At 64.5% G+C, this 19,915-nt stretch carries 11 protein-coding genes; 6 read left to right on the plus strand and 5 right to left on the minus strand.

Annotated elements, in window-relative coordinates; translation table 11 throughout:
* Positions 1-154 precede the first annotated feature (154 nt).
* Positions 155-2,779 carry a zinc-dependent metalloprotease gene (locus VGH98_06605; GenBank protein ID HEY2375630.1) on the minus strand — a complete coding sequence of 875 codons (2,625 nt, stop codon included), beginning with the start codon at positions 2,777-2,779 and terminating at the stop codon, positions 155-157.
* Positions 2,780-3,024: 245 nt separating this feature from the next.
* Here VGH98_06605 and VGH98_06610 point away from each other — a divergent pair, with 245 nt between their 5' ends.
* On the plus strand, positions 3,025-4,851 hold the full coding sequence (locus VGH98_06610; protein HEY2375631.1) for a PQQ-binding-like beta-propeller repeat protein: 1,827 nt from the start codon (positions 3,025-3,027) through the stop codon (positions 4,849-4,851).
* Between the two features lie 56 nt (positions 4,852-4,907).
* Positions 4,908-6,359, plus strand: a complete 1,452-nt coding sequence (locus VGH98_06615; protein HEY2375632.1) for an alpha-L-fucosidase — start codon at positions 4,908-4,910, stop codon at positions 6,357-6,359.
* Here VGH98_06615 and VGH98_06620 read toward each other — a convergent pair.
* A complete protein-coding gene (locus tag VGH98_06620) occupies positions 6,257-6,676 on the minus strand; it encodes a DUF2914 domain-containing protein (protein ID HEY2375633.1) in 420 nt (139 codons plus the stop codon). The two genes, VGH98_06615 and VGH98_06620, sit on opposite strands and share 103 nt — an antisense overlap.
* A 203-nt stretch (positions 6,677-6,879) precedes the next feature.
* On the opposite strand from VGH98_06620, the gene VGH98_06625 reads away from it, so the two are divergent.
* A complete protein-coding gene (locus tag VGH98_06625) occupies positions 6,880-10,095 on the plus strand; it encodes a hypothetical protein (protein ID HEY2375634.1) in 3,216 nt (1,071 codons plus the stop codon).
* A gap of 72 nt (positions 10,096-10,167) precedes the next feature.
* Here VGH98_06625 and pheA read toward each other — a convergent pair whose 3' ends face one another.
* Both pheA and VGH98_06635 read right to left on the minus strand, forming a co-directional pair.
* Positions 10,168-10,989, minus strand: coding sequence for a prephenate dehydratase (gene pheA / locus VGH98_06630; GenBank protein HEY2375635.1), 822 nt, complete (start codon positions 10,987-10,989; stop codon positions 10,168-10,170).
* A 61-nt stretch (positions 10,990-11,050) separates the two neighbouring features.
* Positions 11,051-13,060, minus strand: coding sequence for a hypothetical protein (locus tag VGH98_06635; protein HEY2375636.1), 2,010 nt, complete (start codon positions 13,058-13,060; stop codon positions 11,051-11,053).
* A 224-nt stretch (positions 13,061-13,284) separates the two neighbouring features.
* Between VGH98_06635 and VGH98_06640 the strand changes: the two genes are divergently transcribed.
* Positions 13,285-15,081 (plus strand): DUF885 family protein, encoded by a 1,797-nt coding sequence (locus tag VGH98_06640; protein HEY2375637.1) that lies wholly within the window; start codon positions 13,285-13,287, stop codon positions 15,079-15,081.
* Positions 15,082-15,185: 104 nt separating this feature from the next.
* Here VGH98_06640 and VGH98_06645 read toward each other — a convergent pair whose 3' ends face one another.
* Entirely contained in the window at positions 15,186-16,142 is a 957-nt protein-coding gene (locus VGH98_06645; protein HEY2375638.1) for a hypothetical protein, read from the minus strand.
* A gap of 83 nt (positions 16,143-16,225) precedes the next feature.
* Between VGH98_06645 and VGH98_06650 the strand changes: the two genes are divergently transcribed.
* Entirely contained in the window at positions 16,226-17,308 is a 1,083-nt protein-coding gene (locus VGH98_06650) for a winged helix DNA-binding domain-containing protein (GenBank protein ID HEY2375639.1), read from the plus strand.
* 111 nt (positions 17,309-17,419) lie between these two features.
* Positions 17,420-19,858, plus strand: a complete 2,439-nt coding sequence (locus VGH98_06655; GenBank protein ID HEY2375640.1) for an ABC transporter permease — start codon at positions 17,420-17,422, stop codon at positions 19,856-19,858.
* Positions 19,859-19,915 lie beyond the last annotated feature (57 nt).

A 19,915-nucleotide genomic window follows, 5' to 3' on the forward strand; every position in this document is an offset into this window, starting at 1 on the left:
GGGAAAGGACGACGGTGGGTTGATGGTTGTTGGTGATTGGTGGCGTGGAAAAGGAAGGCCGGCGAACTAGGCTCGCCGGCGCATCCACAGATACGAACAACCAATAACGAACAACCAACCACCAACAACTAATCACCACTAACAGCCGCCAACCTCATTTCTTCGGCTCGAGAATCTCGGAGATCCGGTGGTCCGCTCCCGAGAGATGGAGCTGCGTCTCACGGTCCGCGGCGCGCGGTATCGCTCGGCGAATCTCCGCCTGGAGAGTGACGAGCTCGCCACGAAGCTCTGATTTAGCGTCCTCTGATAGCGGCGCCTGTGGCGCGCCAAAGTTGAAGCCGCCGCCTTGAACGGGCGTCGCCACCGTGATCGGAGTCAGCTTCCGATCGATGAGCGACAGATAATCGTTCTGCAGTTGGCGTCGGTAGGCATCGACTTTTGGGGAGGCTTCCGCTACCTCGCTCCACACACCCTTACGAAGATCGTCGAGCATGTCGGCCAACGAGTAGACGTCGCCGCCGCTCTTTGCGAGCGCCTCCTCCTCGAGCAATCGGTTCATGCGGCCATCGTTGAGCACGGCATTGAGGACGCGATTCTGTGCGCCGCCAATCCGTCCAAGCATTCCCTCTGCCTCGATGCGAGACGCGATGTCCGGTCGAATGAGATAGGCCGGTGTCTTGAAAACCTCATCATTGAGGAAGCGCATCGCCTCTGCCTGGCGAGCGCGCGAGAGCGCCGTGTACACCGCGCCCGGCTGGCTACCGGACTTGTACTGCACCGTGCCGCCCCCGATGATCGTGACCACATGTCCCGCCTCGGTGGCCCACTGCCCAACGGTGCGATCGTACAGCTCCTTCAATAGCTCGTTGTCCTCGTCGGGCCGCGTCCCGGCGCTCGGGATGTAGCCGACCACCCGCGCGATGTTCTTGAAGCCGAGCCGCGTCGATTTCACTGGATCGGCGTCGCCGACTGCCTCGTTGAGCGTTCCATACTGGCCAAATGCGTTGTTGCCCGAGAAGCGGTACCACGGAATGGTGTCCTGCATCCGCGTCCACTGCTCGAGCGTCGCGCGCTCATCATCGGGCGACTGAGTCTCGGTGGGTATCTCTTTATAACCCCACATGATCGTGTACTTGTCCCACGGTCCTACCCGCGGCGTAATGTCGCTCAGCGCGAGCTTGTCCTCCGGCTGCGCGACATAGTTCATGCGCGAGTAGTCCATGATGCTCGGGCTGTGTCCCATTTTGTGCACCCACGTAGGGCTGCGCACACTATCAGCTGGATATGTGGAGCTGCCGATCTGGTCGTGCTGGAGGCCTATCGTATGCCCGATCTCGTGGGCGACGCCCCACTCGAGCAGCTTGCCCATCAAGGAGTCGGGGAAGGGAATCGTGCGCGCCCGCGGATCGACCTGAGCCGCTTGCGTGAAGTACCACGCCTGCATCAACGCGATGAGGTTGTGGAAGATTCGCGACGAGCCGTTGAGGATCTCACCGGTCCGCGGATCGCTCACGTGTGGGCCGACCGAATTCTCGACCGTCGAAGGGAGCCAGCGAACCATCGTGTGCCGAATGTCTTCGGGCGACCAATCGGGATCGTTCGCGGGCACTTCGCCTGGAATGATGCCATCCTTGAAGCCCGCGGCCTCGAACGCCGGCTGCCAGTCGAGAATTGCCTGACGAATGTATGGCTGCCACTGCTTCGGTGTGGCCGGATCGACATAGTAGACGATCGGCTTCTTCGGGTAGCAGAGATTCCCCTCGCGCCGATTGGAGCACTCGAGCCGCCAGCGCGTGATGAACTCCTTTGTGACGGCGCGCTGATCGCGCGTGCCGAAGTCCACGGTTCGCACGTTGAAGAAGCCGATGCGTTCGTCGGCCCGCCGCGGCATCATCGGCTGCTCCGGAAGCCTAACGATGCTCCAGTGCGCCACCACGCTCTGCGCCTGCTGCGCCCCGGCGGCTGCACCGCCGCCACCACCACCGCCGCGGCCTGCTGTCGCCGCTGCCCCGGGCACGCCGGTCTGCGTCGCCTCGATCTCGACGTTGTCAGGGAACGCCATCGCGTGCTCGATGTACGACCGCGTCGCGTCGATGTTCCCACGAATCGCTGCGACTTCGGGGACATTTGTCGTGAAGAGACGCGTCACGTCAATTACTGCGGAGCTATCAGGCCCGTAAGCCTCCACGTTCACGACCGCGATGATCGGCCCGTAGTTCGAGTGCTCGACCGCCCGGTAAACGCTGAGCGTCGTGTCGGCGGTGATCGAGAACGATGGCGAGCGGAGGATCACGCGATTGCCATTTCGCTCCCATCGCAGCGTGCGCTCGCCGAACTCGTCGCCCGCGTACTCACCGAAGCCGCCGCCCGCGCCACCGCCGCCACCGTTTCGTCCTTGCGGCTGCGGCGCGGCGGCGAAGGCATACCGTCCAACGAGCAGCTCGTCCCTGCCCATCTCTTTCTCCGGAATCTCGAAGTAGAGTCGGTCGCCGACGCGATGGACGGCGAACATTCCGCGCCGGGTGATCGCCTCACGCGTGATGACGCGGTTGTACGGACGCGGACGCGCCGCGGCGAGACCCAAGCCGGCAGCACCGCCGCCGGCACCACCAGCGCCGCGTTCCGCCTGCGAATCTGAAGGTGTTGTGGGTGAGGCCGTTCCGCGGTTAGGCGACTGTGTTGGACTTTGAACGGGCGACGGCTGCGTCGCCGGCGGTGCTTTCGAGCAGCCGGCGACAACACCGACGGCGCTGAGGAGAATGGCGATTCGTCTGGACATTGGAGGTGACCACGGGAGATGAGAGGCCGCGACGCGCGGACTCTTGGCGTCGTGATCCCGACCTGCGTCGGGAGTGCGCCATGGGATGATGACGGTAGCTCTTGGAAAGCTCAAGCTGCGGAGCGCACGCATTACCACCCCGTTCGTCCGCCTCGACACAGAGGCGTGGATGAAATGGTGACGCGGTACAACGTTGCCTGCCGCCTCTATACGCACGCTACCCGCTTAACGCTCTGGGATCGCCCATGCTCCCCATCCGCGCACTCGGTGTCCTCGGCCTGGTCGGTTCGGCAATCGTAGTTACCGAATCCCGACGCACCCCGCCTGATTTGCCGCCGGAAACGATGTTCCGCGGCGGACCCGCGCACCACGGGGTCTACCATGGTGGTGGTCCAACTCTGCTCGGTCTCGCCTGGCGAGCCGCGACAAATGGCGATGTGGTGTCTTCGCCCGCGATCGCGAATGGCATCGTCTACGTCGGCAGCGGAGATGGCGGCCTCTACGCTTTCGAGCTGGCGACCGGGGTGCGCCGCTGGAAGTACGACGCCGCCAGCCCGGTGAGCTCCTCACCCGCCATCGGCGGTGGTCTCGTGTACGCCGAGTCGCGCGAGGGAAGCATCTTCGCGGTCGACGCCGCCACCGGAGCGCGGCGGTGGCGCATAACGACGGGAAAGGACCTTCCCTTACCGTGGGGGCATGAAAGTGGGGATTATTTCCTGTCGTCGCCGGCGTATGTCGACGGGACGATCGTGGTGGGGGCCGGCGACGGCGGAATCTACGCGCTCGATGCAACGACGGGCCGCCGCAAGTGGCGCGCGCAGACCGAAGGTCGCGTACGCGCTTCGCCCGCGGTCGCGAACGGAAAGGTCTACGCAGGATCATACGACGGCCGCGTCTACTGCTACGACCTAACGAATGGCGCACTCCGCTGGCGCTACGAAACGCAGGGGGTGACGCTTCAGTCCGGCTCGTATGGATTCGACCGGAGGAGCATTCAGTCGTCGCCGGCGGTCGACAACGGCGTCGTCTACGTCGGCGCCCGCGATGGATTCCTGTACGCGATCGGTGCCGATGACGGCAAGCTACGCTGGAGAGTCGATCACAAAGTCTCATGGATCATCACGTCGCCCGCAGTGAGCGAGCATGTGGTCTACGCTGGAAGTTCCGACGCGCACTTTGCCCAGGCTCTCGATTCGGCCGGCACCGAACGGTGGCGTTTCGGCGCCGACGTCCCGGTCTGGTCGTCACCGGCAGTCGCCGGTGATCTGGTCTATTTCGGCGACGCCGCTGGGCGCATCCACGCCGTCGACCGCGCGACCGGCAAGGAGCACTGGATGTTCCGCACGGGCGCAACCGTCTTTTCGTCGCCGGTGGTCGAGGGTAGTCTCGTCATCGTCGGCAGCACGGATGGCGGCGTCTATGCCCTTCGCACCGGCAACGGCCCTGCGATCAAACGCGCGGTTTTCTTCGATAGCACATATTTCAAGGCGGCCACCGTTAGGCAGCCCGACGTCACGGCCCGTTACTTCAACAATCGCGGATATCAGACCATCGATGCCGCCGCGCTCGAGCGCTTTCTCGCGGACCGCATCGCCGACCACGCGCCGAGCATCGTCGTCTTCGCCGTCGATCAGGCGCCCGCCTCGATCGTTGCTCGACCACTCGATCAATCGCTGCTTCGCCGGTATCTCGACGCGGGCGGCAAGGTCGTGTGGCCCGGCAAGCCGCCACTCATCTTCCCGATGGATCTTGCGACCGGCGCCTTCCCACCGATGTCTTCCATGAACTGGGCCGCGCCTAACGACCTGCTCGGCGTGCCGCACGAGGCCGCGATCTTCGACATGCGCGGCGCGCGCGCGACGCCGGCCGGCGCCCGCATCGGGTTGCCCGTACGGTGGCACGACAACTGGTCCGTCGCCCCGGCGGGTGTGACCACCGTGCTCGGTGTCGACGAGTGGGGTCTCGCTGCCGCGTGGATCAAGCGCTACGGTGGAAAGCCGGGCACTGGATTCATCAGAGTGCCGGGCGACGACCCGATGGTGTTGTACGAGGCGGCCGAGTCGATTCAATAGAGAGTCCTGGCTGCAGCTGGTGGCAGATAGGCCGCTGCTGCGCGACATTCCACTCCGTGACCACGCGGCGAACTTTCCTCTCCATGGTTGCCGCCGGATTCGTCGCGCGGCGGGCGGCTGGGTCCGCGCTCTTTTCGGCGCCGCCCCGTCCGCGCCCATCACAAGCGCAGCTCGAGTGGCAACGCGACGAGCTCGCGATGTTCCTCCACTTCGGCGTCAACACGTTCACCGATCGGGAATGGGGAGACGGCCGCGAGGATCCGGCGATCTTCAACCCGACGCAGCTCGACGCGCGACAGTGGGCTCGGACCGCGGGCGAGGCTGGATTCCGGACACTCATTCTCACCGCCAAGCACCACGACGGATTCTGTCTCTGGCCAACGAAGACGACGAATCACTCCGTCGCGCACAGTCCATGGCGGAACGGCCAGGGCGACGTCGTCCGCGAGATGGTCGACGCGTGTCGCGCCGAAGGCCTCGAGGCGGGTATTTATCTGTCGCCGTGGGACCGCCACGAGCCCTCGTACGGTGACTCGGCCCGATACAACAATCTCTACTGCGCGCAACTCACCGAGCTCCTTACGAACTACGGTGCGATCAGCGAGGTGTGGTTCGATGGCGCGAACGGTGAAGGGCCGAACGGGCGCAAGCAGGTCTACGACTGGCCGCGCGTCTGGAGTCTCGTTAGGCGATACCAGCCCAACGCGGTGATCTTTTCGGACGCGGGTCCCGACGTCCGGTGGATCGGCAACGAACGCGGCGCTGCGGGCGAGACGAATTGGTCGATGGTGGATCCGAGCGTCGTGCCGTACCCCGGCGCGTCTGGCGACGCGGTGACGCGCATGCTGCAGCAGGGCGACCCAAATGGCAGTTCGTGGCGTCCTGGAGAGACCGACGTCTCGATTCGCCCCGGCTGGTTCTACCACCCGGCGGAGGACGCACGCGTCAAGAGTGGCGACGAACTGGTCCAACTGTATTTCACGTCCGTCGGCCGGAACTCGAAGCTGCTTTTGAACGTGCCGCCGACGCGCGACGGGAAGCTTCACGACCACGACGTCGCAGCTCTTCTCGCAATGCGACGACGCCTAACGGCGCTATTTCCCATGCCGCCGGGTGGAGCTCGCCCGAATACCTGGCGCGTCACCGGTCCACACAGTGGTGTGCTCGAGATCGACTACGGACACACGGTCAGCGTGTCGATCGCCGACCTGCGCGAGGACATCGCGCGCGGCCAGGTCGTCTCTCGTTACGAGCTCGCTGGCACTACTGGCGGATCGTGGACCACGCTCGCGCGCGGAACGACGATCGGCTATCGCAAGCTCGATCGCTTTGCGACCACGAGAGTGCGCCGCGTCAGACTCACCCTGGAGGCGGTCGACGCGGCGCAACCCGTGAGTATCGCTCTTTACTCGACCTTGAACTTGACCGACTGCAGGACCTTGCCGTCCTGCACGACGTCGCAGCGCCAGTCGCCCGACGCATCGGGGCCGAGGGTCTTGGAGCTGTAGGTACGCCACGGCGACCCGCCAACCTTGAGCTTCACGCGTCCCTGCTCGGCGTCGCCCTTGTACCAGACATGCTCGACTTCGGTGCTGTCAGCGCCGCTGATCTTGCTCATGCAGTAGAGCTTTGCCGTTCCCTTCGGAAAGGACTCGGCGCCGCCAGTGAGCTCGTGATTGGCGACCGCGGTGCCGACGGACACCTCGGCCGTTGCCGCCGCCTTGGCAGCGCCGGCTTGCGTGGCATCTTGCGCGCGCGCGGTCATCGGGGACATCAGCGCGATCGCGGCCCCGAGAAAGAGACTTGCGGACAGGTGGGTGCGCATAGCGCTCCTGGGAGGGGAGGGAGTGGGTTCTCCAAAATGCATGATCGGGTTCCACCCGGCCATAGTAGCCTCGTCACCACTCGAGCCGTGGAGGATCTCTGCTGATGACGACGATCCCAGCGTAACGTTGCAGATCCCTTTGCCACCCGGCTCATCCCCGCCATACTCCAAGGCGTATCCTACTCCGCCCGGAGAATCCCCACGTGCGCAAAACCGTCGTCGCCGCCCTGATCGTACTCGTCGCCGCAACCGCCAAAGCCCAGAGCCCCAACACGTACAGCGACATGCGCTGGCGCGAAATCGGACCCACGCGTGCCGGAAGGGCGCGCGGTGTCTCCGGCGTCCCGAGTCAGCCTAACGTCGCGTACATCGGCTTCGACAACGGGGGCGTCTGGCGCTCCACGGATTACGGATCGACCTGGCATCCACTCTTCGACAGCCAGACGACGGGATCGATCGGCGCGATTGCTGTCGCCCCATCGGACCCGAACGTCATCTATGTCGGTACGGGGGCGGGAATCATCCGGCCTGACCTGGCCGTGGGCGACGGCATGTATAAGTCGACCGACGGCGGCAAGTCATGGCTCCATCTCGGGCTCCACGACACGCAGATGATCGCGATGATCGCCGTCGACGCGAAGGATCCGAACCGCCTTTTCGTCGCCGCCCTCGGTCACCCGTACGGTCCCAACGCCGAACGTGGCGTGTTCCGCTCCACCGACGGCGGACAGACGTTTCAGAAAGTTCTCTACAAGGACGAATACACGAGCGCGAACGACGTCCGCATCGACCCGAGCAATCCGAACATTGTTTACGCTGCGCTCTGGCAACAGCAGCAGAGTTTCATCGAGGGCGGCTCATTCGGTGGCTCGAACGGCGGGATCTTCAAGTCGATCGACGGCGGCACGACGTGGAGTCAGCTCACCGAGGGGCTGCCGACCGTTCTTCAGGCCAACCTCGGGATTGCCGCGAGCGATCCCAATACGATCTACGCAACCGTCGCCGGGGCCGCACCGGGTACCCCGGCTGCACCGGTTGGCTTCGGCGGTGGCGTCATCGGCTTCTTCAAATCGACCGACGCCGGAGCGCACTGGACGCTAGTGAACGGCGCCGGCGTCACAGGACGCGTCCCGGACAATCGACCGCTCGCTCGCATCGGCGGCGGCGACCTTCCGACGATCGCCGTCGACCCGAAGAACCCGAATGTCGTCTACACCTGCTCGACGGTCTCCTGGCGAACGGAGGACGGCGGACTCACCTGGACGGCGGTGCGGGGCGCGCCCGGCGGCGACGATTATCAGCAGATGTGGATCAACCCGAATGATCCAAACATTCTCATCATGGTGAGCGACCAGGGCGGCGTCGTCAGTGCCAACCGGGGCGCTTCGTGGAGCAATTGGTACACACAGCCCACGGCGGCGATGTATCACGTCTCGACCGACAACACCTTCGTCTATCGTGTCTGCGGCGGCCAGCAGGACTCCGGCTCGGCGTGCGTCGACAGCCGGTCGATGGACGGCGAGATCACCTTCCACGACTGGCATCCCGTCAACATCCAGGAGTACGGCATTGCGGCCCCGGATCCGCGCGACGCCGATCTGGTGTTCGGCAGCATGCGCCAGGGTGTCTCACTCTACAATCGACACACGGGCCAGACGACGCTCGTCGGGCCCGACATGAGTGCGAAACTGCCTAACGGCGACCCGATCAACCGCAACGTCCGCACGATGCCGATCGCCTGGCGCGGTGACGAGCTGTTCTACGTCTCGAATGTCGTGTGGCTGACTACCGATCGTGGTCACGCCTGGACGCGCATCAGCCCCGACCTCGCGCGGCAGACGTGGGCCGTCCCGGCGAACGCCGGCAAGTACGCGTCGGGCGTGACACCTGCACCGCAAGGCACGATCACGGCACTCTCGCCATCACCGCGCGCGCACGGAATCCTCTGGGCCGGCACCGACGACGGGCAGATCCAGACCACGAGTGACTTCGGTGCGCACTGGACCAACGTCACACCGCCCGCGATCAAGCCGTGGACGCGCATCTTCAACATCGAGGCAGGCCACTTCGACAACGCCACCGCCTACGCCGCCGCCAACACCTTCCGCGTCGACGACAACAATCCGCACTTCTGGCGAACGCACGATGGCGGTCGGACCTGGACCGAGATCGACAACGGCATTGCACCTGGCGCAGTCGCCAACGCGATCCGCGAAGATCCGCGCAAGCGCGGGCTGCTCTACGCCTCGACTGACACGCAGGTCTGGGTGTCGTTCGATGACGGCAATAATTGGGAAACGCTGCGCCTCAACATGCCAGCGATCTCGGTGCGCGATCTCCAGCTCAAGGACGACTCCAGTTGCCTGTGCTCCGATCTGATCGCCGGAACTCACGGGCGTGGATTCTGGATCCTCGACGATGTGACGCCCCTTCGCCAGGCCGCCGACGCGCGCGCTGCGCGGAGCGCCTACCTGTTCAAGCCCGCGACGGCGGTCCGCGTTCGCTTCGCCACGAACGATCCGACGCCGTGGCCGCCCGAGCTTCCCGCCGGAGAGAATCCACCGCCGGGCGGCATCGTCGATTACTACCTACCTAACGATGCCTCGGGTGAGGTGAAGCTCGAGATCCTCGAGAACGGCGGTAAGGTCATTCGGCGGTACTCCAGCAACGATCCGGTTCTCAATCCCCACCCCGCGCTCGACTCGGCCGCGTACAATCGCGTTTGCCAGGCGACGCCGACCGCACCCTTCTGCGGCCTGCCACTCTACTGGCAAGGACCACCGATGGTGGTCTCGACGCGTCGCGGCATGCACCGCTTCGCGTGGGACCTCCACTTCGATCCTGTCACTGCCGGCGACACCCTACCGAATAGCGACGAAGACGCGCTTGGCGCCGTGCCGCATCGCACCTACACGACGGTGAATTCGCCCTGGGCGCCACCAGGCAACTACACCGTACGCCTAACGGCCAACGGCCAGAGCATGACGCAGCCGCTCACGCTCCGCCTCGATCCGCGCGTCAAGACACCGGCCGCGGGACTCACACAGCTCGCTCGTCTCTCACGCGAACTATACGACCAGGCGGTGGCGACGCACGCGGCCTATTTGCAAGCACGATCGCTTGCCACGTCGACAGCCGAAGGCACGCCGCTGCGCGCGCAGATCGATTCGCTCGCGCCGGCGCCGGCGCGCGGTGGCGGCCGACGCGGCGGATTCGGTCGTCGCGGTGGCGCCGGCGGCGCCACGCCAACGCTCAACGGAGCGAGCGACGCGCTGCTCGCTGCCGCGATGGCCCTGCAGAGTGCCGACGTGACGCCGACCGTGAGTGAAGTTGCGGCCGCCGAGCACGCGCAGGCACAAGCGAAGGAAGTGATGTCGCGATGGAACGCGCTCAAGAGCGGGAAACGACCCGTTCATTAGTCCGCGTGAATCCTTCGCTATCGTGGCTTCCGCATTACGACTCCGGCGTCCCGGCGACGTACATCGTCGGCCTCACTTACGCGCGTACGTTCCCACGACGCGGGTTCTCGCTGCCTCGCGCTCCACGTCGCGAAGGGCCGCGATGACATCCGGATCACCGGCGCGATGCTCGAACTCGAGAACGAAGTGGTACGTCCACGGTTCGCCCGTCGGCCGCGATTCGAGCTTCGTTAGGTTCAACCCGCGGTTCGACAACGGTGTGAGGACGCGTACCAGTGAGCCGGGCCGGTTGTCCACCTGGAGCATGAGCACTGTTTTCGCCGCAGTGCTCGCTTCCAATTGCGCCGGCTCTCGCTCGAGTACCACGAAGCGCGTCTGGTTGTCTCCACGGTCCTCGACATTCTCGGCCAGCAGCTCGAGCCCGTAACGAGCTGCGGCGATCCGACTCGCGAGCGCGCCCCGCGACACGTCCAGTGCGGCCGCCACATCTCGCGCTGCTCCGGCCGTATCGTACGCTGCGCGCTGAACGATCGACGGATGCGCCGCGAACCAGCTCGCGCACTGCGCCAGCGCGATCGGGTGGCTCTCGATCGTTCGAAGCGTGTCCAGCGTGGCTCCCGGGCAAACCATGACGCAGTGATGAATCGGGAGCACGACTTCACCCACGATATGTAGCGTGGGCTCGGCAAGAATCGCATCGTATGATGCCGGCACACTTCCGGCGAGCGTGTTTTCGACCGGCAGGACACCCGCATCGCCCCGGCCGTTGGCAACCTCCCGTGCGACGTCGCGGTTTTCCCTGCAGGGGATGGGCTCGGCGCCGGTGCCAAATGCGCGCTGCACAGCCTCTTCACTGAAAGCGCCGAGCTCACCCTGGAACGCGATGCGAAGCATTACGACCAATCTGTCATCCTGGGGGGCCCTTCGCATTCGCTCAGGATGACAGATTAGCGGGCTACTTCGTCGCGTTCGCGAGGTCGCGAACCGACGTCGCAAGCACACGCACCTTGTCAGCGTCGCTCGAGCTGCCCGCGTCGGTATCGAGCTGCGAGGCAAGCTGCGTCAGCGCATCACGCCGCGGCGCTCCCGACGCCTGCTCGGCGGCCGCCAACGCCGCGCGAACGGCTCCAATCCGCTCCGCCGAGAGACCCGACGACCGCTGCAACTGATCGACGTACGCTCGCGAGACGACAAACGCCGCCGGCCACCGGATCTTCTGCTGGTCCTGAACATTCAGCTCGTCGACGTGTACCAACTTCGCCGCGTCGATCTCGTTCTGCGAGAGCAGCGCACTCGGTTGCAGATCGAACACGTCGAGCCCGCGGGCGATTTCCGAGCTGTAGATGTAGCCGTTGTACCAGTACGCCGACCACGAGCCGCCGACGTACATCTTCGTCGAATCGATCGGGCCACGATCGAAGTAGGCGATCTCCTTCGGGTGCGAGGGATCAGTAAAGTCGAACACCGAGACGCCGCCCTGATACCAGCCTTGCGCCATGATGTCGCGGCCCGGCACCGGCACCAGAGAGCCGTTATGCGCGACACAGTTCTCCTGTGCCGTCTGCGGCGCCGGAAGCTTGAAGTAGCCTTTGAACGACAGCTGATCGCTCGACAGCGTGAAGATCGCGTCGGCGCCCCACTCCGGCTTGTCGGTCACGCGGCAGCGCGGCTGGGTGCCACCACCCCACTCGTCGGTGAAGAGCATTTTCGTACCGTCGTTGTTGAAGCTCGCCGAGTGCCAGAACGAGAAGTTCGAGTCGGCAACGGCACCGACGCGCTTCGGATGTGCCGGGTCGCGAATGTCGAGCAACACGCCGTAGCCGCCGCACGCGCCACCGGCGAGACCGATCGCCGGATACGCGGTAATGTCGTGGCACTGTTGTGGTCCGCGCCGGGGGCCGCCCGCGCCGATCATCTTCTGGATCGATGCCGGCAGATCCTGTCGCAGCTTCGCGCTATCTGCGGACGTCGGTTCGCCGGTGCCACCGCGCAGTTTCACGATGCTGTCGAGCATGTGCTTACTGAACTCGGCAGGAAGCACCCGCTCCATGCCGAAGATGTTCGCCGTGAATTCGCCGCGCGCGCGCGCAGCTTCAGCGATCTTCGCGGCCGCAGCGATGTCCCCCGGCGCTTCGCCATGGGCCTCGACGGGCATAAGGTTCGCGAGAATCGGTGGCTTGCTCACGACGTGCGCCTGCTCCGGATGCGCAACCGGGACCTGGATGACTTCGATGCGGAACAGTTCGCTGGTCGGATCCTGACCCGGATCCATCGCCGAGCACCCGGCGAGCTCGTTAGGCGAGCGGACCGGCGCCGAGCCGGAGATGTAGATGTAGACGTTCGCGTTGTCGTTCGGATCGGTGACGACGCTGTGCGTGTGCGATCCGCGGCAGGTCTGCACCACGCCGATGAGCTTTGGGTGCGCGAGGTCGGCAATGTCGTAAATGCGGATGCCGCGCAGTCGGTCCTTGCTTACCGTATCCGGAACGCCCTCTGCACCGCAGTCGTTGCGTCCGTTGAGCGATTCGCTCGACTCGAAGAGCAAATTCCCGTGCACCGAGACGTCGCTCTGCGTGCCGGGACAGAGGTACGACGAGAACAGCGTTGGCTTGGTCGGGTTCGAGACGTCCCAGATCTGGTACCCGCTGAAGTCTCCCTGGATCACGTACTTGCCCGTGAAGGCAAGGTCGGAGTTCCACTTGCTCGCGTCACCCGGATCGCTGCGATTGATGAACCCCGCAGACGGCTGCGTCGTCGAAACGAGCGACATGTTCCACGACGCTTGCGCCGCGTTGAACCAGCCAGCGCTAAGCCCGACTCGCCGATCGGGCTTGGGGGCCGACGCGGACATGTCGGGAACAGGCATCGCCGCACCGGCCATGGTGACGTTGCCTCTGGATGTCGCGCAACCCGCAACGAGAGCGATGCCAAGGGCGAACGATGGACGAACGAATACACGTGTCACGGGAAACTCTCTGGAAGAGTGGGTCGGTGGGAGGGAACAGGCCTCTGTTCCCGAGTGGCACATCTTACGAGCGAATGGCGTCCCGTCGCAACGGGTCGCCGCAAACGGGAATCGTCACGTTCCGACGCATCGAGGCGGGTGTGGTGTTAGAATCGGTGCGTTCCCATTCCAAGGACTCTCACCCAATCGACGAAGCGCACCGTCGACGAACGCCTGGAGCGGCAATGAAGCACCTCACGATCCTCTTCGCCCTCGTGCTATCTGCAGGCCCGGCCACGGCGCAGAGCACCAGACAACAAGCCCGTCCGATGCCTAACGTGCCGCGCAGCGTCCAGACGCATACCAACGCGCTCCACAAGCTCCTTGGCGAGCAGTGGGAGTACTCGCTCCGCACCAGCCCGGAGTTCGCCTCGATTCTCGGTGACAAGCGCTACAACGACAAATTGAGCGACTTCTCACAGGCGGCGATCGATCGCGATCTGGCGAAGACCCGGGAGTTCCTGAAGCGCTTCGAGGCCATCGATGCGACCGGCTTCCCGGAGCAGGAGCAGCTCAATCGCGATCTCATGGTTCGAAATCTTCGTGAGAGTGTCGAGGCGGAGCAATTCAAGGATTGGGAGATGCCGGTGAATCAATTCAGCGGCATCCACATCGACATGCCGCAGCTCGTCACCTCGCTCTCCTTCGCGACGGTAAAGGATTACGAGGACTACGTCGCGCGGCTGCGCGAGCTGCCGCGCCTCTTCGGCGAGACGGTCGCGCAGATGCGCAAGGGCATGGCGGATGGCCTCATGCCACCGCGCATCCTCCTGGAGCAAGTGGCAACGCAGGCGGAGAACATCGCAAAGCAAAAGCCGGAGGACTCTCCGTTCGCCGTTCCAACCACGCAATTCCCGAAGGAAATCGCCGAGCCGGACCAGATTCGCCTGCGCAACGCCGTGCTGTCCGCGATCAGAGATAGCGTGTTGCCCGCATACGTGACGTTCACTGCCTTCGTCCGCGACGAGTACGCTCCGAAGGGTCGAGCCGACATTGGTATCTGGTCGCTTCCCAATGGAAAGGCGCGTTATGCCTTTGCCGTGCGCCGCATGACTACCACGAACATGACTCCCGAGGAGATCCACGCGCTCGGGTTGCGCGAGGTCGAGCGCATCGAACGCGAGCAGACGGCGATCGCCGCAAAGCTCGGGTTCGCCGACCTCAAATCCTTCCGTGACTCGATCCAGAAGATGCCGAGTCTCCACCCCAAATCGCGCGAGGAAATCCTCGACGAATACCGTCATTACGAAACGCAAATGTGGGCTCGGCTGCCGGAGCTCTTTGGGCGTCTGCCCAAGGCGAAGCTCGAGGTGATGCCAATCGAGGCCTTCCGAGAAAAGGAATCATCGACGCAGTACAACCAGGGAACGCCCGACGGATCTCGTCCCGGACACGTCTTTGTGAATACCTACGACTACGCGAACCAGCTCACGATCAACAACGAATCGACCGCGTATCACGAAGGCGTCCCCGGACACCACATGCAGATCTCCATCGCGCAGGAGCTGCCAGCGCTGCCGCCGTTCCGGCAACAGGCGACCTACACGGCGTACGTCGAGGGCTGGGCGCTCTACTCCGAGCGACTCGGCAAAGAGATCGGGTTCTACACCGATCCATACAAGGACTATGGTCGGCTCGACGACGAGATGCTTCGCGCGATCCGCCTGGTGATCGACACCGGAATTCACGACAAGCACTGGACCCGCGACCAGGCAGTGGCCTTCTTCCGCGCACACTCGAGCGAGAACGAGGCGAGCATTCAGTCGGAGACCGATCGCTACATCGCGTGGCCTGCGCAGGCGCTCGGCTACAAGCTCGGTCAGCTCACGATCCTGCGTCTCCGCGAGCAGGCGAAGCAAGCGTTAGGCGCGAAGTTCGATATTCGCGCATTCCACGACGAGGTCCTCGGGGCCGGCGCATTGCCGCTCGACGTCCTCGAACAGCGCATCGCGCACTGGGTGGCAAGAGGGGCTAGGGGGTAGAGGGTAGGGGGTAGAGGGTAGAGGGTGGAGGGTTATGCGTCCCGCATCATCCACGCGCTACCCTCCACGCTCCACTCTCCACCCTCCACTCTCCACCCCTCGTCTTACTGGCTCACCAGTGTCACGGTCGCCGAATTGCACGACGAGTACGTCACGTCTGCAAACCCGCTTCCCTCCTGGCTCGTGACGGCGACGCGAATGCGCCCTGCCGAGAAGGGTGTGATCGACGTGCCTTGCGCGACGCCTGCCGCGCACGAGGCGCTGTACTGCAGCGGGTCCATCGTCGTCACCGAGAACGATGCGACGCGATTGCCCTGCCGGAAGCCGACCGTCCCGTTAGGCGTGTACGTACCATCCGGGAGCGAATGGCCTGCGGTAATCGACTGACCCGCCGCGGCTGCGAACGTCGACGTCCAGTTGATGTCCACGGTCGCGCTCGTGACGCCCGTCAATAGCGCGACTTCCGTCCAATCTTCCGTCTGCGACAGGCCGCTCCCAGACACATTCACGGAAGCCGTTCCATCACGCGAGACATACCCGCTGCCATCGGCGCCAGAGAACGCGAGCTTGAAGTTGTCGAGACCAAAGCTGAGTGCGAGCCCGGCCGTTCCAGGTTGCGTATCGGTGACGTGCAGCGCGCCCGTAATATCGTACGAGTTCGTCTGATCGGCGAAATGACACGCGGGGAGCGAGAATGTCAGGCTCCAGTTGTCGGGGATGCCATCGCCGTCGCTGTCGACGGGTGGGTTCTGCGACGCGACACCACATTGCGCGATGTCCGTTGTGCTCGACGCGCGGCTCATCGAGCGGCCGAACATCGCCGCCGGCGACCGCGGCACGCGAGAGAAGCTGGGCGCGCCACCATTGCTGTTCATGACGTCCTGCGCGGTGAGTTGCGCAACGCCGCCTTCGAGCTCGGTGGCGACGGATTCGCCAATCGCCTGGAGTTGATCTGGTGTAACGTTGAGCGGAGACGTGCTGGAGTCCTTGCAAGCAGCGAGCGTGAGCGCGCCGATCACGAGCACGCCGCCACGCGATAGAGTGCGAGGCGAGATGGGCATGGATGAAGGGACCTGTGGTTAGGAATGGGGTGTGTTTGGGAGTCGGGCCACAGACATAACGATCGAGGCCGCCTGAGGGATACGTGACAATCAGGGACATCCGCCGGCTGCGACTTGGGGCACAATTCCTCACGACGCCTGGCCTCAGCCGAGCGAGCGACGTCGTGCGCGCCCTCGGTGCCGTACAAGCGCAGGACTACGCCGGCGCCAAGTGGGCGGTTGCCCAACGCACGCACGGCGCCACAGAGGCGTCCGTCGAACGCGAGATCGACGAGGGGCGCATCCTGCGCACGCACGTGCTGCGCCCGACGTGGCACTTCGTCGCGCCCGCCGATCTCCGGTGGATGCTCGGGCTCACCGCTCCGCGCGTGAATGCCATGATCGCGTCGTACAGCCGGAACCTCGAGCTCGATCGCAAGGTGTTCAGTCGGAGCAATGCGGTGTTCACGAGAGCGCTGGCCGGTGGGAAGTGCCTTACGCGGAGCGAGCTGCGTGTCGAGCTGGAGCGAGCGAGAGTGAAGATTCCCACCAGTCAGCACCTCGGCCACTTGATGATGCAGGGTGAGCTCGACGGCGTGATCTGCAGCGGCCCACGACGCGAGAAGCAATTCACCTATGCGCTCCTCGACGAACGGGCGCCGTCGTCGCCGAGCGTTGATCGAGACGAGGCACTGCTCGAGCTGACGCGGCGCTATTTCACGACGCGTAGTCCCGCCACGCCACAGGACCTCGCCTGGTGGTCGGGGCTCACGGTCAAGGACGCCAAGCGCGGAATCGAGATCGCCGGTCGCGAGCTGGAGCCTGTCGCGTTAGGCAGCCAGACCTACTGGGTAGCCCAGAGTCTCCCTCGACCGCGGAAGACGACGCTCACTGTCCATCTGCTACCGAACTACGACGAGTACTTCATCGGCTATCGCGATCGCAGTGCGCTCGGCAATCGCATCGGGCACACGACGCCGATCACCGGTGGGAATGCTCTCATCCCACACGTGATCGTCGCCGATGGAGAGCTCGTCGGCGTGTGGAAGCGGACGTTCGCGAGGAATGCAGTGCGCGTCACGCTTTCACTCATGACGCAACTCAGCGGCGCTGAGGAGAGAAGGCTTCGCGACGCGGTGCAACGTTTCGGCGCGTTTCTCGAATCGCCGGTCGAGATCGACGCATGAGGGCATGTCCTGCAGTGAATGAGAAGGTGGAATTGGACTCATAATCGGTGCGGGCATAGCGTGGCGTATTCGAATTCACGAATCGCGCCTCCCCTCCAGTGACTCGTCGCCATGAGATCCGCTTTCCGCTGGTTCTCCCGCGAAGCAGGGCTCCGCTTCCTCGCGCGGCGCAAGGCCGCCTGCACCGTCGCGGTCCTCACGATGGCGCTCGCGCTCGGCGCCAACACCGCCGTTTTTTCGGTGGTTCGAACATTTCTTCTGGCGAGCATCGGTGTGCCGGACGCGCAGCGACTCTTTCTGCTCGCGCCCGTGCGCAATCTGCCGGGACGGGGATCGGTCGTCTTTAACGAGGCGTATCCGAACTACGAATTGATTCGGCGCACGCAGCACGCCTTTGCCGACGTGACCTGCATCGCGCAGGGCGTCGCGGGTTGGGACGACCACGGCGAGTCGCGTCCGCTGCAGACGGCCCGCGTTACCGCGAGCTTCTTCTCCACCGTGCGCGTCTTTCCAATTCTCGGCCGGGGCTTCACTGCAGCGGAGGAAGGACCGCCGCCCACACGTGTTGTCGTGATCAGCAACGCGCTCTGGCATTCTGCCTTCAATGCCGATCGTTCCGTAATCGGGAGCGCGCTGATCCTCAATGGTGAGCCGCATACGATCATCGGCGTCATGCCAGAGGGGTTCACGCAACCCGTGCCGACCGACGTCTGGCTCCCGTTCGACCTTCCGCCCCAAGCGCGCATCGCCGTCACCGGAGCGCGAACGCTCACGGTCTATGCGCGACTGGCCGAAGGCATGCCGCGCGCCCGAGCCGACGCCGAAGCGCGCGACCTCACGAAACGGGCGCTCGCTGCGACGAGCGAGAATCGCGACTTCTGGTACGAGGCACGCCCGCTCCGCGGCGTCCTGCTGGACGGTGCGGATTCGACGGTGCTACTCGTTCAGGCGGGTGCCGTCGTCCTGCTACTGCTCGCCATCCTCAACCTCGCTTCGCTGCTGCTGGCGTGGGGATTCGAGCGCGGGCAGGAGCTTGCCGTTAGGCAGGCACTCGGCGCCGGACAGGTACGTGTCGTGCGGATGCTCTTCCTGCAGGGCGTTGTCGTCGTCGGCGTTGGCGCTGCACTTGGCGTCGGCCTCACTCGATTGATCGTGCCGTGGCTTCGCCATCTCGATCTCAACCAGAGTGTCGCTTTCTTCACCTCGCAGATCACGCTCGACGGAAGCGTTCTCCTCGCGAGCGCCACCGTCGCCATTCTGTCTGGCCTGGCCGCGGGAGTTTTGCCGGCTGTCTTCACGCGAAATAGCGATGTCGCGACGACGCTGCGTTCAGGCGCGCGCAGCGCAACGTTGTCACCGGCCGCACTGCGATGGCAGCAGGCGATGGTCGTCGTTCAAGCCGCGCTGTCGGTCGTGATTCTCACCGCGGCAGCGCTGATCGGTGTCAGCTTCGCGAAGCTCGTTCGAGTGCCAATCGGATTTGTGCCTCGCGATCTTCTCGTCGCCCGTGTGAATCTGCAGAATGCCGTCTATCTACAAGCTTCCGCGCGCGTTCGCTTCGGCCGTGACCTGTTGGACAATCTCGCGCACGAGCCGGAGATCGCGTCCGCGGCGTTCACGACGACGCTTCCCGTGAGCGACGGCCTCTGGGGTGGACGTTTCTTCGTCGAGCTGCCCGACGGCAGCCTGAGCACCGAACCATCGCTACTCCACATTCGCCGTACGTCGACGAATTATCTGCCGACGATCGGCATTCCGTTGCTGACGGGTAGACAGTTCGCGACGAGCGACGATTCGGCGTCGCCGAATGTCGCGATCGTGAGCCGCAGTCTCGCCGCGCATCTCTGGCCGAACCAGAGCGCGATCGGCAAGCGCATTTATCGATTGGCCGCTGGAAAAACGCAACCCGTGGCCCACGAGGTCGTGGGTGTCGTAGGCGACGTAATGGATGCGGGCAACAGCGTGCCACCGGGTGAGACCGTCTATCTCCCCTGGGGGCAGGTCTCGACGACTCAGCTGTCGATTGTCGTTAGGCCCAGAGCCGGCGACGCCGCTGCCTTCGCCGCCGTGCGACGCGCACTCCGGCATACCGATCTGGTCGTTGCCACACACGATGAGGCCCCTCTCGAGGCGCTCGTCACACAAGCGAATGCGCTCCCGCGCTTGCAGAGCCTCCTGCTGCTCACCTTTGCCATCGCCGCACTGGGGATTGCCACGCTCGGCAGCTACGGTGTCATGAGTCAACTTGTGTCGACGCGCGAGCGCGAATATGCCTTGCGACTCGTCTTTGGTGCGGTGCCGTCTCAATTGGGCCGATCGGTGCTGACCCAGGTCGGAAGGCTGACGCTTCCCGGTGTCGCGGCGGGTCTCGTCGCCGTCGTGCTGCTGGGTGGTACGCTCAAGCGATTCGTGTTTGGAGTCGAGCCGCGGTCGGTGGTGGTCCTGTCGCTCGTGAGCGTTGGCATGCTGTTGGTGGCCTTGGCCGCCACCCTGCCGTCGATGCGGCGAGCGATGCGTGTCGACATTCGCCGCACCATTGGCGCACAATGAACAGGTTCTGACAATTGGCCGCTGTGCGGCCTCGAAGGTGGAATTTTTCCGCACGCG

This window comes from Gemmatimonadaceae bacterium, from assembly GCA_036496605.1.
In the GTDB taxonomy this organism is placed as follows: domain Bacteria; phylum Gemmatimonadota; class Gemmatimonadetes; order Gemmatimonadales; family Gemmatimonadaceae; genus AG2.